Below are 19,690 nucleotides of genomic sequence, written 5' to 3'. Positions count from 1 at the left end.
CAGGACCGTGAAACGCCTTCGCGCCGATGATAGTGGACGTACGTCTGTGAAAGTAGGTCATCGTCAGGCTCTTATTGCTCAACACCCCCCGCCCCTCCATAGGCGGGGGGTTTTGTTTTTAGCGCCACCCACCCCACACACACCGCTGCCCCATCCTCCCCCGACCCGGTATATGAAAAGCTTCCAAGTCGGGTAAAATGCAACATTGATTGGCGATCCGCCAGCAAGCGGTTTACCTTATTTTTGTTTCTCCGGAGGTTTGTATGACCCAGGCGTATCCGCCAGAAGACGGCAAGGGCATGTCGACGCGCAACCTGACGCACCTTATTTATGGCCTGTTCGCTCTGGGCCTGCTTAGTGCCGGCTTTTTCGGGGTAGCGACCATTGCCGCCGTTGTGCTGGCCTACCTGAAGCGCGGGGACGCTGCGGGAACCGTATACGCCAACCATTTCGACTGGGTCATCAAGACCTTCTGGTGGGGGTTGCTGTGGGTGGTGCTCAGCGCTCTGGCAACCTTTATCTTCATAGGCTGGATCACCGGCCTTATCGCGCTGATCTGGATCGTGTACCGCATCATCAAGGGTTGGCTGGCGCTGCTTTCAGGCCTGCCTCCAGTAGCCGAATACTAAGATTGCGCCCATAAAAAAAACGCTGCCCGGTTTTCTTGCCAGGCAGCGTTTTTTTATCTTGCGGGCTGGGCGCCCGATAGCGATTTACTTCAGGTGGCCGCTTACCAGCTTGGTCAGCTCGAACATCGAGACCTGGTCTTTTCCGAACAAAGGACGCAGTTTGGCGTCGGCATTGATGTTGCGGCGGTTTTTTGGATCTTGCAGATCGTGTTTCTTGATGTAGTCCCAGATTTTCTTGGTGACTTCGGTGCGTGGGACTGCCTCGGGACCGATAATGGCAGCTAAGGTAGCGCTAGGGGTAAGTGGCTTCATGAACGCCGCATTGGGTTTACGGGCGGGTTTCTCGGTTGTTGCCATGAATAGGGCTCCTAACTGATAGTTGATAAAAACGTTTCCCCAGCAGCATAACGTGAGAATCCGGGAAAGACAAAGCAATTTGTGCACAAGGATATGTCGCGAAAACCGGGGCTCATAAAAAAACTTATGGCGTGCGGCGCCTTATGGTAATGTTTTGGCTTGCAAAGCGCAGGTGGGAGCGCCCCTTCCAGGAGTATTCAGTCGATGTATGCAAAGCGTGTTTTTGAGGCGATTAGCCATTTCCATGCGGATTTGACGGCTTTCCGGCAAGACATCCATGCGCACCCCGAGCTTGGCTTCCAGGAGGTCAGAACCTCCAGCCTTGTGGCAAACGCGCTTTCCGCCCTGGGTTACCAGGTGCACCGCAATGTGGGGAAGACCGGGGTTGTGGGCGTGCTGGACGGCAAACGCAATACCAGCGGGCGCTCCATAGGCCTGCGCGCCGACATGGACGCCTTGCCCATACTCGAGCAGGGCGACGTCCCTTACGCGTCCACGAATCCGGGTGTCATGCACGCCTGCGGGCACGATGGGCACACCACGGTGCTGCTGGGTGCGGCGCGCTATCTGGCCGAGACGCGTAACTTCGATGGCCGGGTGGTGCTGATATTCCAGCCCGCTGAAGAGGGCTTGGGCGGCTCCAAGGCCATGCTGGACGACGGACTGTTCGAACGCTTTCCCTGCGAAGCCATCTATGCCTTGCATAATTGGCCGGGCCTGCCCCCCGGTGTCATCGGTGTGAACCCGGGCCCCATGATGGCCGCGGCCGATCACTTCGAAATCCATATACAGGGGCGGGGCGGGCACGGCGCGCACGCGTACCAGACGAACGATCCTGTGGTGATCGCCGCCCAGTTGATCACCGCTTTGCAGACCATCGTCTCGCGCAACGTTCCCGCGCCCGAATCGGCGGTCGTCACGGTGGCCGCCGTGAATGCCGGCAACCTGCAGGCCATGAATGTCATTCCCAAGGACGCCCGCATGGTCGGCACAGTGCGCACCTTCAGCCCTGTGGTGCAGGAGCAGGTGATACAGCGCATGGAAGAGGTCGTGGCAGGGATCGCCGCCGCCTTCAAGGCCACCATCGATTTCCGTTATCATCGCCTGTTTCCCGCCACAGTGAACACGCCCGAGCATGCCGAGTTTGTGGCCGATGTCGCCACCGAGCTGTTCGGCGCCGATATGGTGGTGTCCAACCTGGTGCCGTCCATGGGGTCGGAGGATTTTTCTTTCATGCTGCAACAGCGGCCCGGAGCCTATTTCCGGCTGGGGCAAGGCGGAGCGGAGAAAGGCTGCGTACTGCATAATTCCGCTTTCGACTTCAACGATGCGGTCATTCCGGCGGGCAGCGCCATGTTCTGCCGCCTGGTCGAACGCAGCATGCCGTTGTCCACGCAGCCTTAGGGTGCGTTTCTTATAAATAGATTGGATTCAATGTTCAGCAATACAGATACCATAACGATTACCCGTCCCGACGACTGGCACCTGCACTTGCGCGATGGCGCCGTGCTGGATTCGGTTGTGGCCGATACGGCGCGGCAGTTCGCGCGTGCGATCATCATGCCTAACCTGAAGCCGCCCGTAATCAACACTGCGCAGGCTCTGGCTTACCGCGACCGCATTCGCGCGGCTCTGGATCGCGCGAGCATCGAACAGGCGGCATTCACGCCTTTGATGACTTTGTACCTTACCGATAACACCAGCGCACAGGAGGTGCTCACTGCCAGCGAGTCCGCCGCGGTGCATGGCATCAAGCTTTACCCGGCCGGCGCCACGACGAATTCCGACGCCGGTGTGACCGATTTGCTGGGGCGCTGCGCGAAGGCCCTCGAGGCCATGCAGCGCCTGGGCATGCCGCTGCTGGTGCACGGCGAGGTAACCGACCCGGCGATCGATCTATTCGATCGTGAAGCGGTTTTCATTGACCGGGTCATGATCCCGCTGCGGCGGGAGTTTCCCGAGCTGAAGGTGGTATTCGAGCACCTTACCACCCGCGAAGGCGTCGATTACGTGCGCCAGGCGCAGGGACCCGTGGCCGCCACGATCACCGCACACCATTTGCTGTATAACCGCAATGCCTTGTTCCAGGGCGGGATACGGCCGCATTGGTACTGTCTGCCGGTGCTGAAAAGGGAGACGCATCGGCAGGCGCTGCTCGATGCCGCGACCGGCCAAAGCGATCGCTTCTTCCTGGGAACGGACAGCGCGCCGCACCCGAAAGGCTTGAAAGAGCATGCCTGCGGCTGTGCAGGCTGTTATACGGCCCTGCATGCCATGGAGCTGTATGCCACCGCGTTCGAGTCGGTGGGCCGCCTGGATCGCCTTGAAGCCTTTGCCAGCCTCAATGGGCCGGCCTTCTACGGGTTGCCGGTCAACCAGGGGAAACTGACGCTGCAACGCCAGCCTTATTCGATACCCGAGGAATTGCCCATGGCGGATTCATCCGTCGTGCCGCTGGCCGCGGGCGAATCGCTGGGCTGGAAGGCCCTGGCATAAGGCCTTCCAAGGCAAACGGCGCCCGGCCCTGTTCAAGTGGCGCTGCGTTTTTCCTCCAGGGCCTCCCAGCGGGTGAACAGGGCGCTTAACTGCTGTTCTATGGCGTGCAGTTGGTCGTTGATGACTTCGACCTCGGCGGGCGCGTCGCGGTAAAGGCTGCCGTCGGCCAGTTTGCCGGCGAGTTCCGTCTGTTTGGATTCCAGCTGGGCGATCGTGTCGGGGATGCCTTCCAGTTCGCGCAGCTCCCAAGAGGTGATGCGGGAGGCTTTGGCCGGCCGTGGCTTTTCAGCGGCTGCGGCTTCCTTTTTCCGGGCTTTGCTTTCCTCGGCTTCCGAAGCGGCCTGGCTGGGGCGTTGCGCCAGCCATTCATCATAGCCGCCCACATATTCGCGCCACTGGCCATTGCCTTCGGCCGCGATGGTTTGGGTGACCACATTGTTCAGGAATTCCCGATCGTGGCTGACCAGCAGCACGGTGCCGGGGTAATCCTGCAGAAGCTCTTCCAGAAGCTCCAGCGTTTCGATATCCAGGTCGTTGGTGGGTTCATCCAGTACCAGCACGTTGGTCGGACGGGCGAACATGCGTGCCAGCACCAGCCGCGCCCGCTCTCCGCCGGACAGGCTTTGCACCGGCGAGTGGGCACGCGCCGCGGGGAACAGGAAATCTTCGAGATAGCTCATGACATGCTTGCGCTGGTTGCCGATCTCGATCCATTCGCTGCCGGGATTGATGGTGTCGGCCAGCGTCGCGTTCTCGTCCAGTTGCGAGCGCATCTGGTCGAAGTAGCCCACCGTAAGATTCGTGCCCAGGCGTACCTGGCCGCTGTCGGGCTTGAGCTCGCCCAGGATGATTTTCAGGAGTGTGGTCTTGCCGGCACCATTCGGTCCGATCAGGCCTATGCGGTCCTTGCGCAGGATGGTGGTGGACAGGTCATCGATGACCACCAGGTCGCCGTAGCTGTGCGATACGTGCTCCAGTTCGGCGACCAGCTTACCGGAGCGCTGGCCTTCGGCCACTGCCAGATTGACATTGCCTTGGCGTTCGCGCCGCGACGAGCGCTCACGGCGCAACTGCTCCAGGCGCCGCACCCGCCCTTCGTTGCGCGTGCGGCGGGCTTCGACCCCTTTGCGTATCCAAACTTCTTCTTGCGCAAGGACTTTATCGAACTTGGCGTTCTGTTGCTTTTCGGCTTCCAGCCATTCCGCCTTGCGTTGCTGCCATTGGGTGAAATTGCCTGGAAAGCTGAAGAGCTTGCCGCGATCGAGTTCGACGATGCGGGTGGAAACCGCATCCAGGAAGCGCCGGTCATGAGTAATGATGACGACGCTGCAACGGGCATTGAGGAGCAGGTTTTCCAGCCATGCAATGCCGATGAAGTCCAAATGGTTGGTGGGCTCGTCCAACAGCAGCAGGTCGGGTTCCTCGGCCAGGGCGCGCGCGAGCGCGACCCGCTTGCGCATCCCGCCGGACAAGCCTTCGATGCGGGACTGCCCATCCAGGCCCAGCTGTTCGATCAGGGCGTTGACGCGCGAAGGGCGCTGCCAGTCTTCGCTTTCGGTCACGTCTCCGCAGAGCGTATCGAACACGGTCAGGTCATTATCCAGGCTGGGCTCCTGCTCGACCGTTGCGGTGCGCAGGCCGCCCAGGCGCATGACTTCGCCGTCGTCCAGCGCCGTCCGGCCGTCCAGCACGCGCAGCAGCGATGATTTTCCTGCGCCGTTGCGGCCGATGAGTCCGATACGCTCGCCGGGCTGGATGGCAAGATCGGCATGATCCAGCAGGGGGTGATGCCCGTATGCGAGCTGGGCATCGCTGAGCGTGATAAGGGTAGTCGCAGCCATATTAAAACAGAGCCAGTCATTGATTGGTAAAGACACTATTGTCGCAGGTTACAATGCAGCGGTGAGGCAGGCTGGGCAATCGCGGTGCTTATGGCATCGAGGAAGGTCCGGACTCCATAGAGCGGGGTAGCGGCTAACGGCCGTCCGGCAAGGCGGTGCACCTGGTGTGCCGGCAAGCCGAGGAATAGGGCCACAGAGACGAGTCTGCGGCGCGGGCATGTTTTCATGCACCGACACGGCCATCTCCGTGCCGCGTGCCGGGAAACCGGTACGGCGCCGCAGGGTGAAACGCGGCAACCTCTACCCGGAGCAACATCAAATAGGCATGCGCCGGCCCTCGGGCCGAAAGAGCGGCTCGCTCGAGCATGCGGGTAGATGGCTAGAGCGCTGCAGCAATGCAACGCCCAGAGGAATGATTGCCCGCCGGGCTTGCCCGGTGTACAGAATCCGGCCTAAAGGCCTGTCTCACACCTTCTTCCCCATCCATTTCCATGCCAACTGTGAGCAATTGCAAAGCTCGGCCCCGAATTGGCGCCGTGGATCTGATAAACGACTTGCACTTGCTTCGCCAATTTCTTGATTTCTCTACGTATTTTTCTGCCGCCTCCGTTTGGAAATGGCGCTAAGTACTTGTTGTAATTGAAAAAATTGCAACTTTGCGCTTGACCTCTTGCAATCCTTACCGTAGAGTGGGGAAAAGTAGGATTTTGTGCAAAAAAGTGGGGAAAAAACGTGTTTCAGGGTAGCAGTGCTCTCACATTGGATGCCAAGGGTCGGATCTCCATTCCGACCCGGCATCGTGACGCGCTCGTTTCCCAGGTCGAGGGACGTCTGACCCTCACACGTCATCCCGACGGCTGCCTTCTGGTCTATCCGCGTCCCGTGTGGGAACAGAAACGCCAGGAAGTCGCAAAGCTCCCCATGAAAGCCCGCCCCTTGCAGCGCTTGCTGCTGGGCAATGCCCAGGATGTGGAAATGGACGGCGCCGGCCGAATTCTGGTCGCGCCCGAACTGCGCACCGCGGCCAGCCTCACCCGTGAGGTCATGCTGCTGGGCATGGGCAATCATTTCGAATTGTGGGATGTCGCCGCATGGGCGAGTCGCGAAGCGGAAGACCTTGCCAAGGGCATGACCGAAGCCCTGGAAGAATTTACATTCTGAACCTGACTATGGAGTTCTCTCATCGATCCGTGCTGCTGGAGCCTGCGGTCAACGCTCTCGTTGATCCTGATTTCGGGGCCAAGGGCAAGCGTGGCAAGGCGGCTTCGGCCGGATCGACGGAGCAGGCGCATGGCGTGTTCGTGGATGGCACCTTCGGGCGCGGTGGGCACAGCCGCTTGTTGCTGTCCCGCCTGTCGCCGCAGTCCAGGCTGGTGGTTTTCGACAAGGATCCGGAAGCCATAGCCGTGGCGCAGGCCTTGCAACGCGAGGACAGCCGCGTGGTTGTGGTGCATAGCGGTTTTGCGGCGATGCCGGAAAGGCTGGCGGAGCTGGGTATTGAGAAGGTCGATGGCGTAATGCTGGATCTGGGAATCTCATCCCCTCAGATCGATGACGCCAGCAGGGGGTTCTCGTTCATGCGGGAAGGCCCGCTGGATATGCGGATGGATACCAGCAGCGGTCCTACCGCTGAGCAATGGCTGGCACAAGCCGGTCTTGAGGAATTAAAGGAGGTCATAGCTAAATATGGCGAAGAACGGTTTGCTTTCCAGATTGCAAAGGCGGTTATTGCTCGCCGCGAATCCAGGCCGCTGCGCACAACGCTCGACCTCGCCGAGCTCGTCGCCAGTGTCGTCCGTACGCGCGAAAAGGGCCAGCATCCGGCCACTCGTACCTTTCAGGCTATACGGATTTACCTCAATCAAGAACTCCAGGAGCTCGCGCTCGCCCTCACGGCAATCCTGAAAGTTCTAGCGCCGGGAGGGCGTTTGGCGGTGATCAGCTTCCATTCTCTTGAAGACCGCATGGTCAAGCAGTGCATCGCATCGGCCGCCAGGCCGGCTGCGGTGCATGCGCGCCTGCCGATTTTCGAGAAGGACATGCCCCAGCCCATACTCAACTCCCTGGGCCGCGTTTTGCCCAGCGACGAAGAAGCCAAAGAGAACGTCCGGGCCAGGTCCGCGGTGCTGCGTGTGGCCGAGCGCACGTCGACGCCGCTGCCGGCCGACCAGGGAGCGTCCTTTGTCAAAGCCATGAATCTGGTGGCGCCGACGGCGCAGTCCAGGAAGGGGCGTTGATCATGGGTCGCCTGAGCCTGCTCTTCGCCTGCCTGCTGATGATTTCAGCTCTTTCATTGGTAACGGCCCGATTCCAGTCCCGCCAGTTGTTCGTGCAGGCCGACAGGCTTGAGGACAAGGCGCGCGAACTCGACACCGACTGGCGCCGCCTGCAACTGGAGCGAGCCGAATTGGCGCGCAATGCGCGCATCGACGGCGCGGCACGGCAAGAGCTGGAAATGGTTACGGCCACGCCTGACAGAACCTTGTACATCAAAGGCCAGGCGCCTGCCGCCCCGGCGGCACGCGGGGAGGACCAGCCATGAAGCGCGTTCGCTTTTACGATAGCCCGGTGCTGAATGTGCAGATGCCTTTGTGGCGTTCCCGGCTGGTGCTGATTCTGCTGATGCTGGGGTTTTCCGCCTTGGGTGTGAAGGCCTTGTACTTGCAGGGCCTGTCCACAGAGTTCCTGCAACAGCAGGGCGAGCGGCGCTACGAACGGACCCTGGTGCTGCCGGCGACGCGCGGGAAAATATTCGATCGCAGCGGGTCGGTGGTGCTGGCCTCCAGCGTGCCTGTGCGCGCCATCTGGGCCATTCCCGAGGACGCGAATCAGGCGAGCGGCGCGCAGCTTGCCAAGCTTGGCAAGCTGCTGGGCATGTCGGTCAAGGACATTAAAAGCCGGCTGGCGGACGAGGACAAGAACTTTGTCTACATCAAGCGCCAGGTGTCGGTCGATATCGCGGATGAAATCAAGCATATGAAAGTGCCGGGATTTCATCAGCAGGCCGAGATGCGCCGCTTTTACCCGGAAGGCGATATTGCGGCCCATGTGATCGGCTTTACCAATATCGAAGACAAGGGAATCGAGGGCGTCGAGCTGGCGTTCAATTCAGAGCTGTCCGGCCGGCCGGGCTCGCGCCGCGTCATCAAGGACAGGCTGGGCCGCGTGGTGGAAGACGTGCAGGCCATCATCCCGCCCGTGGATGGGCAGGACCTGATGCTGTCGATCGACGCGGGCCTGCAGTTCGATACCTTCACGGCCCTGAAGAAGGCGCTTGAAGAGCACAAGGCCAAGGCGGGGGCCGGCATCGTGATCGACGTGCGCACGGGCGAAGTGCTGGCGCTGGTCAACCTGCCTACTTACGATCCCAATGATCGCGACGATCGAAAGGGACCGGCTCTGCGCAATCGCGCGATCACCGACACTTTCGAGCCCGGTTCCATCATGAAGCCGTTCACGGCGGCCCTGGCGCTGGACATCAAACGCATAACGACATCCACGCTGTTCGATACGGGCAACGGCCATTACCGCTACCAGGGTTCCACCATTTCCGATGTCAGCCGCAACGGCACCCTGAATGTCGCGGGCATCCTGCGGCGTTCCAGCAATATCGGCATGACCATGATTTCCGAACGCCTTACATCCCAGGAGATGTGGACCAAATTCACTGAGCTGGGTTTTGGCCGCGCGCCGCAGGCGAATTTTCCCGGAGTGGCGTCGGGCCGGTTGCGCCCCTGGGAGCGCTGGCGCCCGATCGAGCGCGCCACCATGGCTTACGGCTATGGCCTGTCTGTCTCGCTGCTGCAGATCGCCCATGCCTATACGGCCTTCGCGCGCAATGGCGACATGGTTTCCTTGACCCTGCTCAAGCGCGAAGGCAAGCCGACCAGCGTACAGGTCTATACGCCCCAGGTGTCCGCGCAAATCCGTGCCATGCTGGAAGCGGCGGCCGGCCCTGACGGCGCCAAGCTTGCACAAGTGCAGGGCTACCGGGTCGCGGGCAAGAGCGGCACGGCAAGGCAGATCGTCAACGGCAAATACAGCACCTCGCTTTATCGCGGATCTTTCGTCGGCTTCGCCCCGGTATCCAATCCGCGCATCGTCGTGGCGATCACGATAGACGAGCCGCATTCCAATGGCTACTACGGCGGCCGGGTGGCCGCGCCGGTGTTCGCCGATGTCGTGTCCAGCAGCCTGCGCCGCCTTGGCGTGCAGCCGGATGCGCCGATCGAGTCGCTGGTGGCCGTCGGCCCCAACGGTGAGAAGCCGCGATGAGAGCGCAAGAGATCATTTCATGGCTGAACAGGCATGTCGCCCGCAAGGCGCATTTGTGCCTGGATACGCGCCAGCTTCAAGCTGGCGATGTGTTTTTTGCATGCCCGGGGCTAGCCAGCGATGGACGTCTTTATATTCAGCGTGCCGTCGAGCTTGGCGCTGCCGCAATAGTCTTGCATGGCGATGGCGCCTCCGGCGCCGCGCCGGGGGTGGAGATTCCCATCCTGGAGGTCCCTCAGCTTGCGGAGCAGTTGGGCGAAGTCGCGCATCTATGGTACGGCGAGCCCTCGACGGCCTTGTCCGTCGTTGCCGTGACGGGCACCAATGGCAAGACCAGTTGCGTCCAATGGCTGGCGGCGGCACTGAACGCCGAAGGAATTCCTTGCGGTACCGTGGGCACTCTGGGCGTATCGCTGCCCAGCGGCGAGAATCTGGGCGGTTCCTTGACCACCCCGGATGTCCTGACCATGCATCGCAGCCTGGCCGTCATGCGCGATGCCGGCGCGGCAGCCGTTGCACTGGAGGCGTCGTCCATCGGCTTGGTGCAGGGCCGCTTGAGCCATGTGCGCATCGATATCGCCGCGTTCACCAACCTGACGCACGATCACCTTGATTATCACCACACGCTGGAAAATTACAGGCAGGCCAAGTTCGCGCTCTTCGGCTGGCCCGGTTTGCGCCGCGCCGTTGTCAATGCCGATGACCCCGCGGGCGCAGAGCTGTTGCGGGTCCTGCCTGCGGAAATGGCGGTTTCGTATTCCATGCAGCCCGGGCTTGACGCCGATGTGCGGGCGGAAGAGATACAGGCGGGGCCCTACGGATTGGTTTTCAATCTGCGCACCCGTGATGGCGCGGCCCAGTTGTTGACGCGTCTGGTTGGCGAACACAATATTTCCAATCTATTGCTGGTTGCGGGGGTGTTGCAGGAGCTGGGCTGGGATTTGTCCAAAGTGGCGCGGGTGCTGGCGACCCTGAGTTCGGTGCAGGGCCGCTTGCAGATTGTCGAGCCGTTGGCGCGTGCCGGCGCTGTCCGGGCGGCCCCCATGGTGGTGGTCGATTATGCGCATACGCCCGACGCGCTGGAGCGCGCGCTGCGCGCCTTGCGCGATGTGGCGGCGGTGCGCGGCGGCAAGCTGGTGTGCGTATTCGGCTGCGGAGGCAGCCGCGACATCGGCAAGCGCCCCATCATGGGCCGCATCGCGGCCGAGCGCGCCGATGTCGTGATCTTGACCAATGACAACCCGCGCGTCGAAGCCCCGCGAGACATCATCGAGCAGATCATATCGGGCATGCCGCTGGCGCCCCGGATCGAAGAGGACAGGGCGCTTGCCATCCTGTCGGCCATCTGGAGCGCCGGTCCCGACGATGTCGTGCTGCTGGCGGGCAAGGGCCATGAGACCTATCAGGAATCGCAAGGCGTGCGCGCGCCGTTCGACGACCGCGAATGGGCCCGGTTCGCCCTGACGTTCCTGCAGGATTCCAGGCTGTCTTCCGATACGCGTACCCTGGATGAGGGCCAGATGTTTCTGGCGCTGAAGGGCGATGCGTTCGATGGGCACGATTATCTGGCCACCGCGCTTGCCGCGGGCGCCTGCGCGGCCATCGTCGCGCGGCGCGACGCTTCGGTCCAGTTGCCGCAGTTCGTGCTCGGCGATACGCGCCAGGCCTTGCTGCGCATCGCCACGGCCTGGCGGCGCTTGTTCCAGCTGCCGGTCATCGGCGTGACGGGAAGCAACGGCAAGACCACCACTAAGGAAATGATTGCGTCGATACTCCGGCAGGCGCTGGGTCAAGACGGCAGCCTGGCCACGCGCGGCAACCTGAATAACGATATAGGCGTTCCCCTGACGGTGCTGCGCCTGAATCGCGGGCATCTGGCCGCCGTGTTCGAACTCGGTATGAATCATCCCGGCGAAATATCCCTGCTGGCCGATGTGGCGCAGCCCACGGTGGCCTTGGTGAACAACGCCCAGCGCGAGCATCAGGAGTTCATGCATACCGTGGAGGCTGTGGCGCTGGAGAACGGATCGGTACTGGAAGCGCTGCCCGACAGCGGCATGGCCGTCTTTCCCGGCGACGATGCCTATACGGATTTGTGGACCCGGATGGCCGGAGGCCGCCAGGTGCTGCGCTTTGGCTTCGATGCGGGCTTTGAGGTCCATGCCGACCAGATACATGCGGAACCGACACGCACGCTTTGCCAGATCCATACTCCCGTGGGCAATGCCGGGCTGGTTCTGTCCGCGCCGGGGGTGCACAACTTGCGCAATGCGCTTGCCGCGGCGGCTTGCGCCTTGTGCGCGGGAGTATCGCTGTCCGCCATCGTGGAGGGCCTGGAAGCCTTCAACCCGGTGGCCGGGCGCATGCAGCCGCGCAAGCTGGCGGGAGGTTTCCAGCTGATCGACGATACCTATAACGCGAATCCCGATTCGGTGCGCGCCGCCATTGATGTGCTGGCGCAATTGGCAGGCAGAAAAGTGCTGGTGCTGGGCGATATGGGCGAAGTCGGCCAGAACGGCCCCGCCATGCATGCGGAGGTCGGCGATTATGCCCGCGAGCGCGGTATCGATGTATTGCTGGCTTTCGGTCCCGCCAGCGTCCATGCCGCCCAGGCGTTCGGAGCCAACGCCCGCGCCTTCGATTCCATGGAAAAACTGAATCCCTACCTGTTTACGCTGACTCCGGCCAATATCCTGGTCAAGGGATCGCGCAGCACCCGGATGGAGCGCGTAGTGCGGGCGCTGGAAGAATATTTAATAAACCACGAAGAAGGGGTTCGCCATGCTACTTGAACTGGCGCGCTGGCTGTCCGATTCACACATACGCGCTTTCAGCGTGTTCGAATACATTACGTTCCGCGCCGTGCTGGCTTGCGGGACAGCCCTGCTGATTGGCCTGTTCGCGGGTCCCCGCGTGATCCGCAAGCTGACCGAGCTGAAAATCGGCCAGGCCGTGCGCGCCTACGGCCCCGAATCACACTTGCAGAAAAACGGAACGCCCACCATGGGCGGGGCGCTGATCCTGATCGCGATAGGCGTGAGCACCCTGATGTGGGCGGACTGGACTAATCGTTTCGTGTGGGTGGTGCTGCTGGTGACCTTCGGCTTCGGCTGGATAGGCTGGGCCGACGACTATAAGAAGGTGGTCAATCGTGATCCGGAAGGCATGTCTTCGCGCCGCAAGTTTTTCTGGCAGGCGCTGATCGGCATCATTGCCGCGGTCTATCTCAGCTTCGCCGTATCGGCGCCCGCCAACGCGGAACTATGGCCTTTGTTCAGGGATTGGGTGCTGAGCGGCTTTACCATGCCGTTGCCCACTCGCGCCGACCTGATCGTGCCGTTTTTCAAGAGCGTCAGCTATCCCCTGGGCGTGTTCGGCTTCGTGGCGTTGACCTGGCTGGTCATCGTGGGATCCAGCAATGCCGTCAACCTGACCGACGGCCTGGATGGCCTGGCGATCATGCCCACCGTCATGGTGGGCAGCGCGCTGGGTATTTTCGCCTATGTGGTGGGTCGGGTCGATTACTCCAAATACCTGCTTTTCCCTTATATACCGGGCGCTTCCGAGCTGATGGTCCTGTGCGCGGCGATCGCCGGCGCGGGGCTGGCCTTTTTATGGTTCAACGCCTATCCGGCCCAGGTGTTCATGGGCGATGTGGGCGCCCTGGCTTTGGGCGGTGCGCTGGGAACCATCGCTGTCATCGTGCGCCAGGAAATCGTGCTGTTCATCATGGGCGGAGTGTTCGTGGTTGAGACCCTTTCGGTGATGATGCAGGTGGCATGGTTCAAGTACACGAAAAAAAGATATGGCGAGGGGCGGAGGATCTTCCGCATGGCCCCGCTGCACCACCACTTCGAGGTAAGCGGCTGGAAGGAAACCCAAGTGGTGGTGCGATTCTGGATTATCAGCATGATGCTGGTGCTGATCGGCTTGGCAAGTTTGAAACTGCGATGAATACAATGTCTTTCCCTTCGGTGCGCGTCGACGGCTTGACCCTGATTCTGGGCCTGGGCGAGACGGGCGTGGCCGCTGCGCTGTGGTGCGCGCGGCACGGAGCGCGCCTGCGGGTTTTGGACACGCGGGCCGAGCCGGGCGGCCTGCCCGGCTTGCGATCGGAGCTGGATGCGTCGCGCGTCGATTTCCGGCTGGGCGGCGAGGATGTGTTTGACGAAGCCGCCTTGCAGGATGTGCATACCATTGTCCTGAGCCCGGGCCTGTCGCCCTTGCATGAGCCTGTGAAATCTTTCTTGGCGCTGGCCCAGAACAGGCAGATCCAGGTGGTAGGCGAAATCGAGCTATTTGCGCGCGCGCTTGCCGATATGTCGGAGCAGGGCTACAGCCCCAAGGTTCTGGCGGTTACCGGCACCAATGGCAAGACGACGGTCACCGCCATGGCGCGTCAGCTGGCGCAGGCCTGCGGGCTGTCGGCCAAGGCGGCCGGAAACATCAGCCCGGCGGCGCTGACGGCGCTGCGCGATGCGCTGGACACGAATCAATTACCCGATGTGTGGGTGCTGGAATTATCGAGCTTTCAGCTCGAAGGCACGCACACGCTTGCGCCCGACGCGGCTGTCGTGCTGAATGTGACCCAGGATCACCTGGACTGGCATGGAAGCATGCAGGCCTACGCGGCCGCGAAGGCCAAGTTATTGCAATGCTCCCGCGTGGCTATCGTCAATCGCGACGACCCGCTGGTGGCCGGCATGGTGGAAACCGTCAATTCGCCCGCCGTGCGCAGTTTTGGCCGCGGCCGCCCCGAACTCGAGGGCGACCTGGGCCTGGAAAGCGATAACGGCATGTTATGGCTGACGGCGGCGGATGCCGCCGACTTCGACATGCCGGTTGCGTCGACGAAACGGAAAAAGAACCAGGAGGCGCCGCAGCGGGCGGCCGGGCGGCCGACGAAGCTGATGCCGGCCGATGCATTGCACGTTCGCGGTTTGCATAACGCATTGAATGCGCTGGCCGCGCTGGCGCTGGTTCGCAGCCTGGGGCTGGGTTGGGCCAATATGCTGCACGCCCTGCGGGACTACGCCGGCGAACCGCATCGCACCGAATTTGTGCGCAGTATCGGCGGTGTGGATTTCGTCGACGACAGCAAGGGCACGAACGTGGGAGCCACGGTCGCCGCGCTGGACGGCATGGAGTCGCCGGCGGTGCTGATTGCCGGCGGATTGGGGAAGGGCCAGGACTTTACGCCGCTGATCCGGGTGGTGCGCGAACATGCGCGCGCCCTGGTGCTCATCGGCCAGGACGCCGCCATCATTGAGCAGGCTCTGGCGCCCTCGGGTGTCCCGGTGAAGCACGCCGCCACGATGGCCGATGCGGTCCGGGCGGGCTTCGGCCTGGCACAGCCGGGCGATACCGTTCTTCTTTCGCCGGCATGCGCCAGCATGGACATGTTCAAGAATTACGGCCATCGCGGGCGTTGCTTCGTCGATGAGGTTCAGGAACTGGCCCTTGGCCAAGGGGAGGTCGCATGAGCCTGTTCGCCGACCTGAACTCCGGGGTGAACGCCGTGCGGCCCGGACGCACGACGATGCCCAGTTTCGACATTTCGATGCTGATCGTCGCCGCCACCCTGGTCCTGTTCGGCTTGCTGATGGTCTATTCCGCCTCCATTGCCCTGGCCGATGGACCGCGCTACGAAAGCTATGGCCGTTTCTACTTCGTGCTTCGCCATGGCGTGTTCATACTGATAGGCCTGTTCTGCGCGCTGTGCGCCGTCAGCATTCCCATGCAGGTCTGGCAGAAGTTCGCTGTCCCGCTTTTCCTGCTTTGCCTGCTTCTGCTGCTGATTGTCCTGATTCCGGGCGTGGGGCGCGAGGTCAACGGTGCGCGGCGCTGGCTGCCGCTGGGTCCCATCAACTTCCAGCCTTCGGAGCTCATGAAAGTTGCCGTGCTGCTTTATGCGGCCGACTACACCGTGCGCAAGCAAGAGCATATGCAAAATTTCGTGCGCGGCTTCCTGCCCATGGCCTGCGCGCTGGCGGTGGTGGGCATGGTGCTGCTGCTTGAACCGGACCTGGGCGCCTTTATGGTCATCGTGGCCATTGCCGTGGGCATTCTCTTCATTGGCGGCATCAACGGAAAGCTGTTCTCCGCCTTGCTGTTCATACTGGTCGGCAGCTTTTTGCTGCTTATCTGGTTGTCGCCCTGGCGGCGCGAGCGCTTGTTCGTATATCTGGATCCATGGAATCCGGAGAACGCCTATGGCAGCGCCTATCAGCTGTCGCATTCCCTGATCGCACTGGGGCGCGGCGAGTGGTTCGGCGTGGGGCTGGGCGCCAGCATCGAAAAATTGCATTATCTGCCCGAGGCGCACACCGATTTCATCGTCGCCGTTATCGGCGAGGAACTGGGTTTCGTCGGAATCATCTTCCTTATCGGCCTGTTCGGTTTCCTGGTTTGGCGCAGTTTCGAGATCGGGCGGCAGGCGATTGCCATGGAACGCATATTCAACGGGCTGGTCGCGCAGGGCGTGGCCTTGTGGTTCGGCGTGCAGTGCTTCATCAATATAGGAGTCTGCCTGGGCCTGTTGCCCACCAAGGGCCTGACCTTGCCCATGGTGAGCTATGGCGGCACTGGCATAGTCATGAATCTGGTGTCGATGGCCTTGCTGTTCCGGGTCGACTTTGAGAATCGCAACCTTATGCGAGGCAAGAGGACATGAGCGCGAATACCTTGCTGATCATGGCGGGCGGGACAGGCGGGCATATCATGCCCGGACTGGCCGTGGCTCATGAAATGAAGGCGCGCGGATGGACTGTGATGTGGATGGGCCACCCCGACCGCATGGAAGGACGTCTTGTGCCGCCCCAGGGGTTCGAACTTGTGCCTGTGCGTTTTTCGGGCTTGCGGGGCAAAGGCCCTCTGGCGCTGTTGAAGCTGCCATTTACCCTTGCCCGTGCCTGCCTGCAAGCACGGCGCCATCTGGCGCGAATCAGGCCCGATGTTGTGCTGGGCATGGGCGGCTATGTCGCCGTTCCCGGCGGCATCATGGCCGCTTTGAGCCGCATACCCGTCGTGATTCACGAGCAGAACGCCGTGGCCGGGACCGCCAATCGCTGGCTGGCCAAGCTGGCCGGCAAGGTGCTGGTCGGCTTTCCGGGCGCCTTGCCCGGCGCGGTCATGGTGGGTAATCCGGTCAGGCAGGCGCTGGCGCGGGTGGCGCCCGCCGCGGAACGCTATGCGGCGCGGCAGGGTCCGCTACGCTTGCTGGTGGTGGGAGGAAGCCTTGGCGCGGCCGCATTGAACCAAGCGGTCCCCCAGGCACTGGCGCAATTGCGAAATGAAGAGCGGCCGCTGGTTACTCACCAAGCGGGCGAGCAGCACCTTGCGGCTTTGCGAGCAAGCTATGAAAAAGTGGGCGTGCAGGCGGTATGCCACGCGTTCATCGACGATATGGCGGCCGCGCTATCCGACGCGGATGTGGTGATTTGCCGGGCGGGCGCCATGACGGTGGCCGAAGTGGCGGCCGTGGGCGTAGCCGCGCTGTTCGTGCCGCTGCCCCATGCGATCGACGACCATCAGACCGCCAATGCACGCTACCTGAGCGACTGCCAGGGCGGATGGCTGCGGGAGCAGTCCGGTTTGACCACGCAATGGCTGGCGGAATGGCTGCGCGGCATCAGCCGCGCGCAGCTTGCACAGGTGGCCGAGCATGCGCACGAGCATGCCCGACTGAACGCGACCGGGCAAATCGCCGATGCATGCGAACAAGTTGCCAGGAGGCAGGCGTGAAACACCGAATTCAGAGCATACATTTTGTGGGAATAGGCGGCTCGGGCATGAGCGGGATCGCCGAGGTCCTGCTGAACCTGGGCTATGCCATCAGTGGTTCCGACATTCAGGATACGGCGGTCACGCGCCGGCTGGCGCGGCTGGGCGCGCGCATCGCCATTGGGCATGTTGAGGACAACATCAAGGGCGCGGGCGCCATTGTGACCTCCACGGCCGTCTCGGCGGACAATCCCGAAGTCCTTGCCGCCCGCGCCGCGCGCATACCGGTGGTCCCGCGCGCCCTGATGCTGGCCGAACTGATGCGCCTTAAGCGCGGCATCGCCGTGGCCGGGACGCATGGCAAGACGACGACGACCAGTCTGGTGGCCAGCGTGCTGGCCGCCGGCGACCTGGACCCCACTTTCGTGATTGGCGGCCGACTGAATTCGGCCGGCGCCAACGCCCGGCTTGGCCAGGGCGAATTCATTGTGGTCGAAGCCGACGAGTCGGATGCGTCTTTCCTGAACCTGCTTCCCGTCATGGCGGTGATCACCAATATCGACGTCGACCATATGGATACATACGGCCACGACGTTGCCCGCCTGAAGAGCGCTTTCATCGAGTTTACGCAGCGGCTGCCGTTCTACGGCACGGCCGTGCTGTGCGGCGACGACGCCAATGTGCGGGAAATCATTCCCTTCGTATCCCGCCCCGTGACGACTTATGGCATCGATACCGAAGCGCAGGTTCGCGCGGTGAACGTTCAAGCCGACGGCACGGTCATGCGCTTCGACGTGCAGCGGCAAGGCGCGACCGGCGTGCTGCCGCCCTTGTCGATCGCGCTGAACCTGCCGGGCCATCACAACGTGCTGAACGCGTTGGCGGCGATCGCCGTGGCGACCGAGCTGGGCGTTCCCGATGCGGCGATAGCCAAGGCCCTGGCCAGCTTCAATGGCGTGGGCCGGCGCTTCACGCAAGTGGGCGACTTCGACGTGTCGCCGCAGCGCGGCGGTGGCCGCTACACCGTCATCGACGACTACGGGCACCACCCGGTCGAGATGGCCGCCACGCTGGCAGCCGCGCGGGGAGCCTGGCCGGATCGCCGGGTCGTCCTGGCCTTCCAGCCGCACCGCTATACGCGCACGCGCGATTGCTTCGAGGATTTCGTCCGGGTGCTGGGGCAGGCGGACGCCGTTCTGCTGACTGATGTGTATCCGGCCGGTGAGCCGCCCCTGGTGGCGGCCGATGGACGCGCCCTGGCGCGGGCGCTGCGGGTCGCGGGCAAGGTTGAACCCGTTTTCGTTGAAGACGTCGCCGAGTTGCCGCAGGCGATTCGCGATTTCGCGCGGGACGGCGATGTCGTTGTGGTAATGGGGGCGGGGTCCATCAGCCGCGTACCCGGGCAGATTGGAGAGCAGGCATGAGTGACAAGTTCGGACGGGTGGGTGTTTTGTACGGCGGAACTTCCGCCGAGCGCGAGGTGTCGCTGATGTCGGGGCAGGGCGTGCATGAAGCCTTGCGCGGCGCGGGCGTGGACGCGCACCTGTTCGACACCGGCCGCTACACGCTGGTGGACCTGATCAATGCCGGCTTCGACCGCGTTTTCATTGCCTTGCACGGCCGCCACGGCGAAGACGGCACCTTGCAGGGCGCGCTGGAGCTTTTGCAATTGCCGTATACCGGCAGCGGTCCGATGGCCTCCTCGCTGGCCATGGACAAGATCATGACCAAGAAGGTTTGGCTGCAGCAAGGCTTGCCGACGCCGGACTATGCTGTGCTGACGCCCGATTCCGACCTGGATCGCGTCGCGGCAAGCCTGGGCCTGCCGTTGATCATCAAGCCGCCCCATGAGGGATCGACGCTGGGTGTGACCCGCGTGGATGGCGTGGCGGGCTTGCGCAAAGCATATGAGCTTGCCGCCCTGTACGACAGCGAGGTGCTGGCCGAGCAGTTCGTCGAAGGCCGCGAACTGACCGTGCCGATTTTGGGCAAGGGGAATACGGCGCGCGCCCTGCCCATCATCGAGATCGTGGCGCCTGGCGGCAACTACGACTACGAGCACAAATATATTTCCAACGACACCCAGTATGTATGTCCGGCGTCGCTGGATCCCGCACTGAGCGCAAGCATCCAGCGCATTGCCGAACAGTCCTATACCGCCTTGAAGTGCGAAGGCTGGGGGCGCGCCGATTTCATGCTGGATGAGTCCGGCAGGCCATGGCTGCTGGAAATGAACACCTCGCCCGGCATGACCAGCCATTCGCTGGTTCCCATGGGCGCCAAGGCGGCCGGCATGAGCTACGCCGAGCTGTGCCTGGAAATCCTGTCCACCGCGTGCTGCAAAGTGCAGGCGCCGCCTGCCGTCTAACC

At 62.4% G+C, this 19,690-nt stretch carries 16 protein-coding genes and 1 other RNA gene; 15 read left to right on the top strand and 2 right to left on the bottom strand.

Annotated elements, in window-relative coordinates:
* Positions 1-263: 263 nt before the first annotated feature.
* Positions 264-629, top strand: a complete 366-nt coding sequence (locus V0R37_RS16760; protein WP_420375595.1) for a DUF4870 family protein — start codon at positions 264-266, stop codon at positions 627-629.
* An 84-nt stretch (positions 630-713) separates the two neighbouring features.
* On the opposite strand, the gene V0R37_RS16755 is transcribed toward V0R37_RS16760, so the two are convergent.
* Positions 714-986 (bottom strand): SWIB/MDM2 domain-containing protein, encoded by a 273-nt coding sequence (locus tag V0R37_RS16755; protein ID WP_264131417.1) that lies wholly within the window; start codon positions 984-986, stop codon positions 714-716.
* A 204-nt stretch (positions 987-1,190) separates the two neighbouring features.
* Here V0R37_RS16755 and V0R37_RS16750 point away from each other — a divergent pair, with 204 nt between their 5' ends.
* Positions 1,191-2,390, top strand: a complete 1,200-nt coding sequence (locus V0R37_RS16750; RefSeq protein WP_420375594.1) for a M20 aminoacylase family protein — start codon at positions 1,191-1,193, stop codon at positions 2,388-2,390.
* A 30-nt stretch (positions 2,391-2,420) separates the two neighbouring features.
* The gene (gene pyrC / locus V0R37_RS16745; RefSeq protein ID WP_420375593.1) at positions 2,421-3,482 is read left to right on the top strand and encodes a dihydroorotase; all 1,062 of its coding nucleotides are present in this window, start codon (positions 2,421-2,423) and stop codon (positions 3,480-3,482) included.
* 32 nt (positions 3,483-3,514) lie between these two features.
* Here the strand turns inward: pyrC and V0R37_RS16740 are convergent, their stop codons facing one another.
* Entirely contained in the window at positions 3,515-5,323 is a 1,809-nt protein-coding gene (locus tag V0R37_RS16740) for an ATP-binding cassette domain-containing protein (protein WP_420375592.1), read from the bottom strand.
* Between the two features lie 63 nt (positions 5,324-5,386).
* Between V0R37_RS16740 and rnpB the strand changes: the two genes are divergently transcribed.
* The 12 genes from rnpB (at position 5,387) to V0R37_RS16680 (ending at position 19,688) form a co-directional block, all read left to right on the top strand.
* An RNA gene (gene rnpB / locus V0R37_RS16735) (RNase P RNA component class A) lies at positions 5,387-5,794 on the top strand.
* A 261-nt stretch (positions 5,795-6,055) separates the two neighbouring features.
* Positions 6,056-6,484: a division/cell wall cluster transcriptional repressor MraZ gene (mraZ, locus tag V0R37_RS16730; protein ID WP_420375591.1), complete on the top strand. Its 429-nt coding sequence runs from the start codon at positions 6,056-6,058 to the stop codon at positions 6,482-6,484.
* 8 nt (positions 6,485-6,492) lie between these two features.
* Positions 6,493-7,560 carry a 16S rRNA (cytosine(1402)-N(4))-methyltransferase RsmH gene (gene rsmH, locus V0R37_RS16725; protein ID WP_420375590.1) on the top strand — a complete coding sequence of 356 codons (1,068 nt, stop codon included), beginning with the start codon at positions 6,493-6,495 and terminating at the stop codon, positions 7,558-7,560.
* Between the two features lie 2 nt (positions 7,561-7,562).
* Complete coding sequence (ftsL, locus tag V0R37_RS16720; protein ID WP_420375589.1) at positions 7,563-7,865, top strand: cell division protein FtsL; 303 nt, start codon at positions 7,563-7,565, stop codon at positions 7,863-7,865.
* Positions 7,862-9,598: a peptidoglycan D,D-transpeptidase FtsI family protein gene (locus tag V0R37_RS16715; RefSeq protein ID WP_420375588.1), complete on the top strand. Its 1,737-nt coding sequence runs from the start codon at positions 7,862-7,864 to the stop codon at positions 9,596-9,598. Before ftsL ends, V0R37_RS16715 begins: the two co-directional genes overlap by 4 nt.
* Entirely contained in the window at positions 9,595-12,390 is a 2,796-nt protein-coding gene (murF, locus tag V0R37_RS16710) for a bifunctional UDP-N-acetylmuramoyl-L-alanyl-D-glutamate--2,6-diaminopimelate ligase MurE/UDP-N-acetylmuramoyl-tripeptide--D-alanyl-D-alanine ligase MurF (protein ID WP_420375587.1), read from the top strand. Before V0R37_RS16715 ends, murF begins: the two co-directional genes overlap by 4 nt.
* The gene (mraY, locus tag V0R37_RS16705; RefSeq protein ID WP_420375586.1) at positions 12,380-13,552 is read left to right on the top strand and encodes a phospho-N-acetylmuramoyl-pentapeptide-transferase; all 1,173 of its coding nucleotides are present in this window, start codon (positions 12,380-12,382) and stop codon (positions 13,550-13,552) included. Before murF ends, mraY begins: the two co-directional genes overlap by 11 nt.
* Positions 13,549-15,081, top strand: coding sequence for a UDP-N-acetylmuramoyl-L-alanine--D-glutamate ligase (gene murD, locus V0R37_RS16700; RefSeq protein ID WP_420375585.1), 1,533 nt, complete (start codon positions 13,549-13,551; stop codon positions 15,079-15,081). The genes mraY and murD overlap by 4 nt, the downstream gene beginning before the upstream one ends.
* A complete protein-coding gene (ftsW, locus tag V0R37_RS16695; RefSeq protein ID WP_420375584.1) occupies positions 15,078-16,271 on the top strand; it encodes a putative lipid II flippase FtsW in 1,194 nt (397 codons plus the stop codon). The genes murD and ftsW overlap by 4 nt, the downstream gene beginning before the upstream one ends.
* Positions 16,268-17,341 carry an undecaprenyldiphospho-muramoylpentapeptide beta-N-acetylglucosaminyltransferase gene (murG, locus tag V0R37_RS16690; protein WP_420375583.1) on the top strand — a complete coding sequence of 358 codons (1,074 nt, stop codon included), beginning with the start codon at positions 16,268-16,270 and terminating at the stop codon, positions 17,339-17,341. Before ftsW ends, murG begins: the two co-directional genes overlap by 4 nt.
* A complete protein-coding gene (murC, locus tag V0R37_RS16685; RefSeq protein ID WP_420375582.1) occupies positions 17,338-18,744 on the top strand; it encodes a UDP-N-acetylmuramate--L-alanine ligase in 1,407 nt (468 codons plus the stop codon). Before murG ends, murC begins: the two co-directional genes overlap by 4 nt.
* Complete coding sequence (locus V0R37_RS16680) at positions 18,741-19,688, top strand: D-alanine--D-alanine ligase (RefSeq protein WP_420375581.1); 948 nt, start codon at positions 18,741-18,743, stop codon at positions 19,686-19,688. Before murC ends, V0R37_RS16680 begins: the two co-directional genes overlap by 4 nt.
* The last annotated feature ends 2 nt before the right edge of the window (positions 19,689-19,690 follow it).

The sequence above is a fragment of the Pollutimonas rozaliensis genome, from assembly GCF_048751585.1.
In the GTDB taxonomy this organism is placed as follows: domain Bacteria; phylum Pseudomonadota; class Gammaproteobacteria; order Burkholderiales; family Burkholderiaceae_B.
This window is presented reverse-complemented; position numbering and strand designations above follow the sequence as displayed.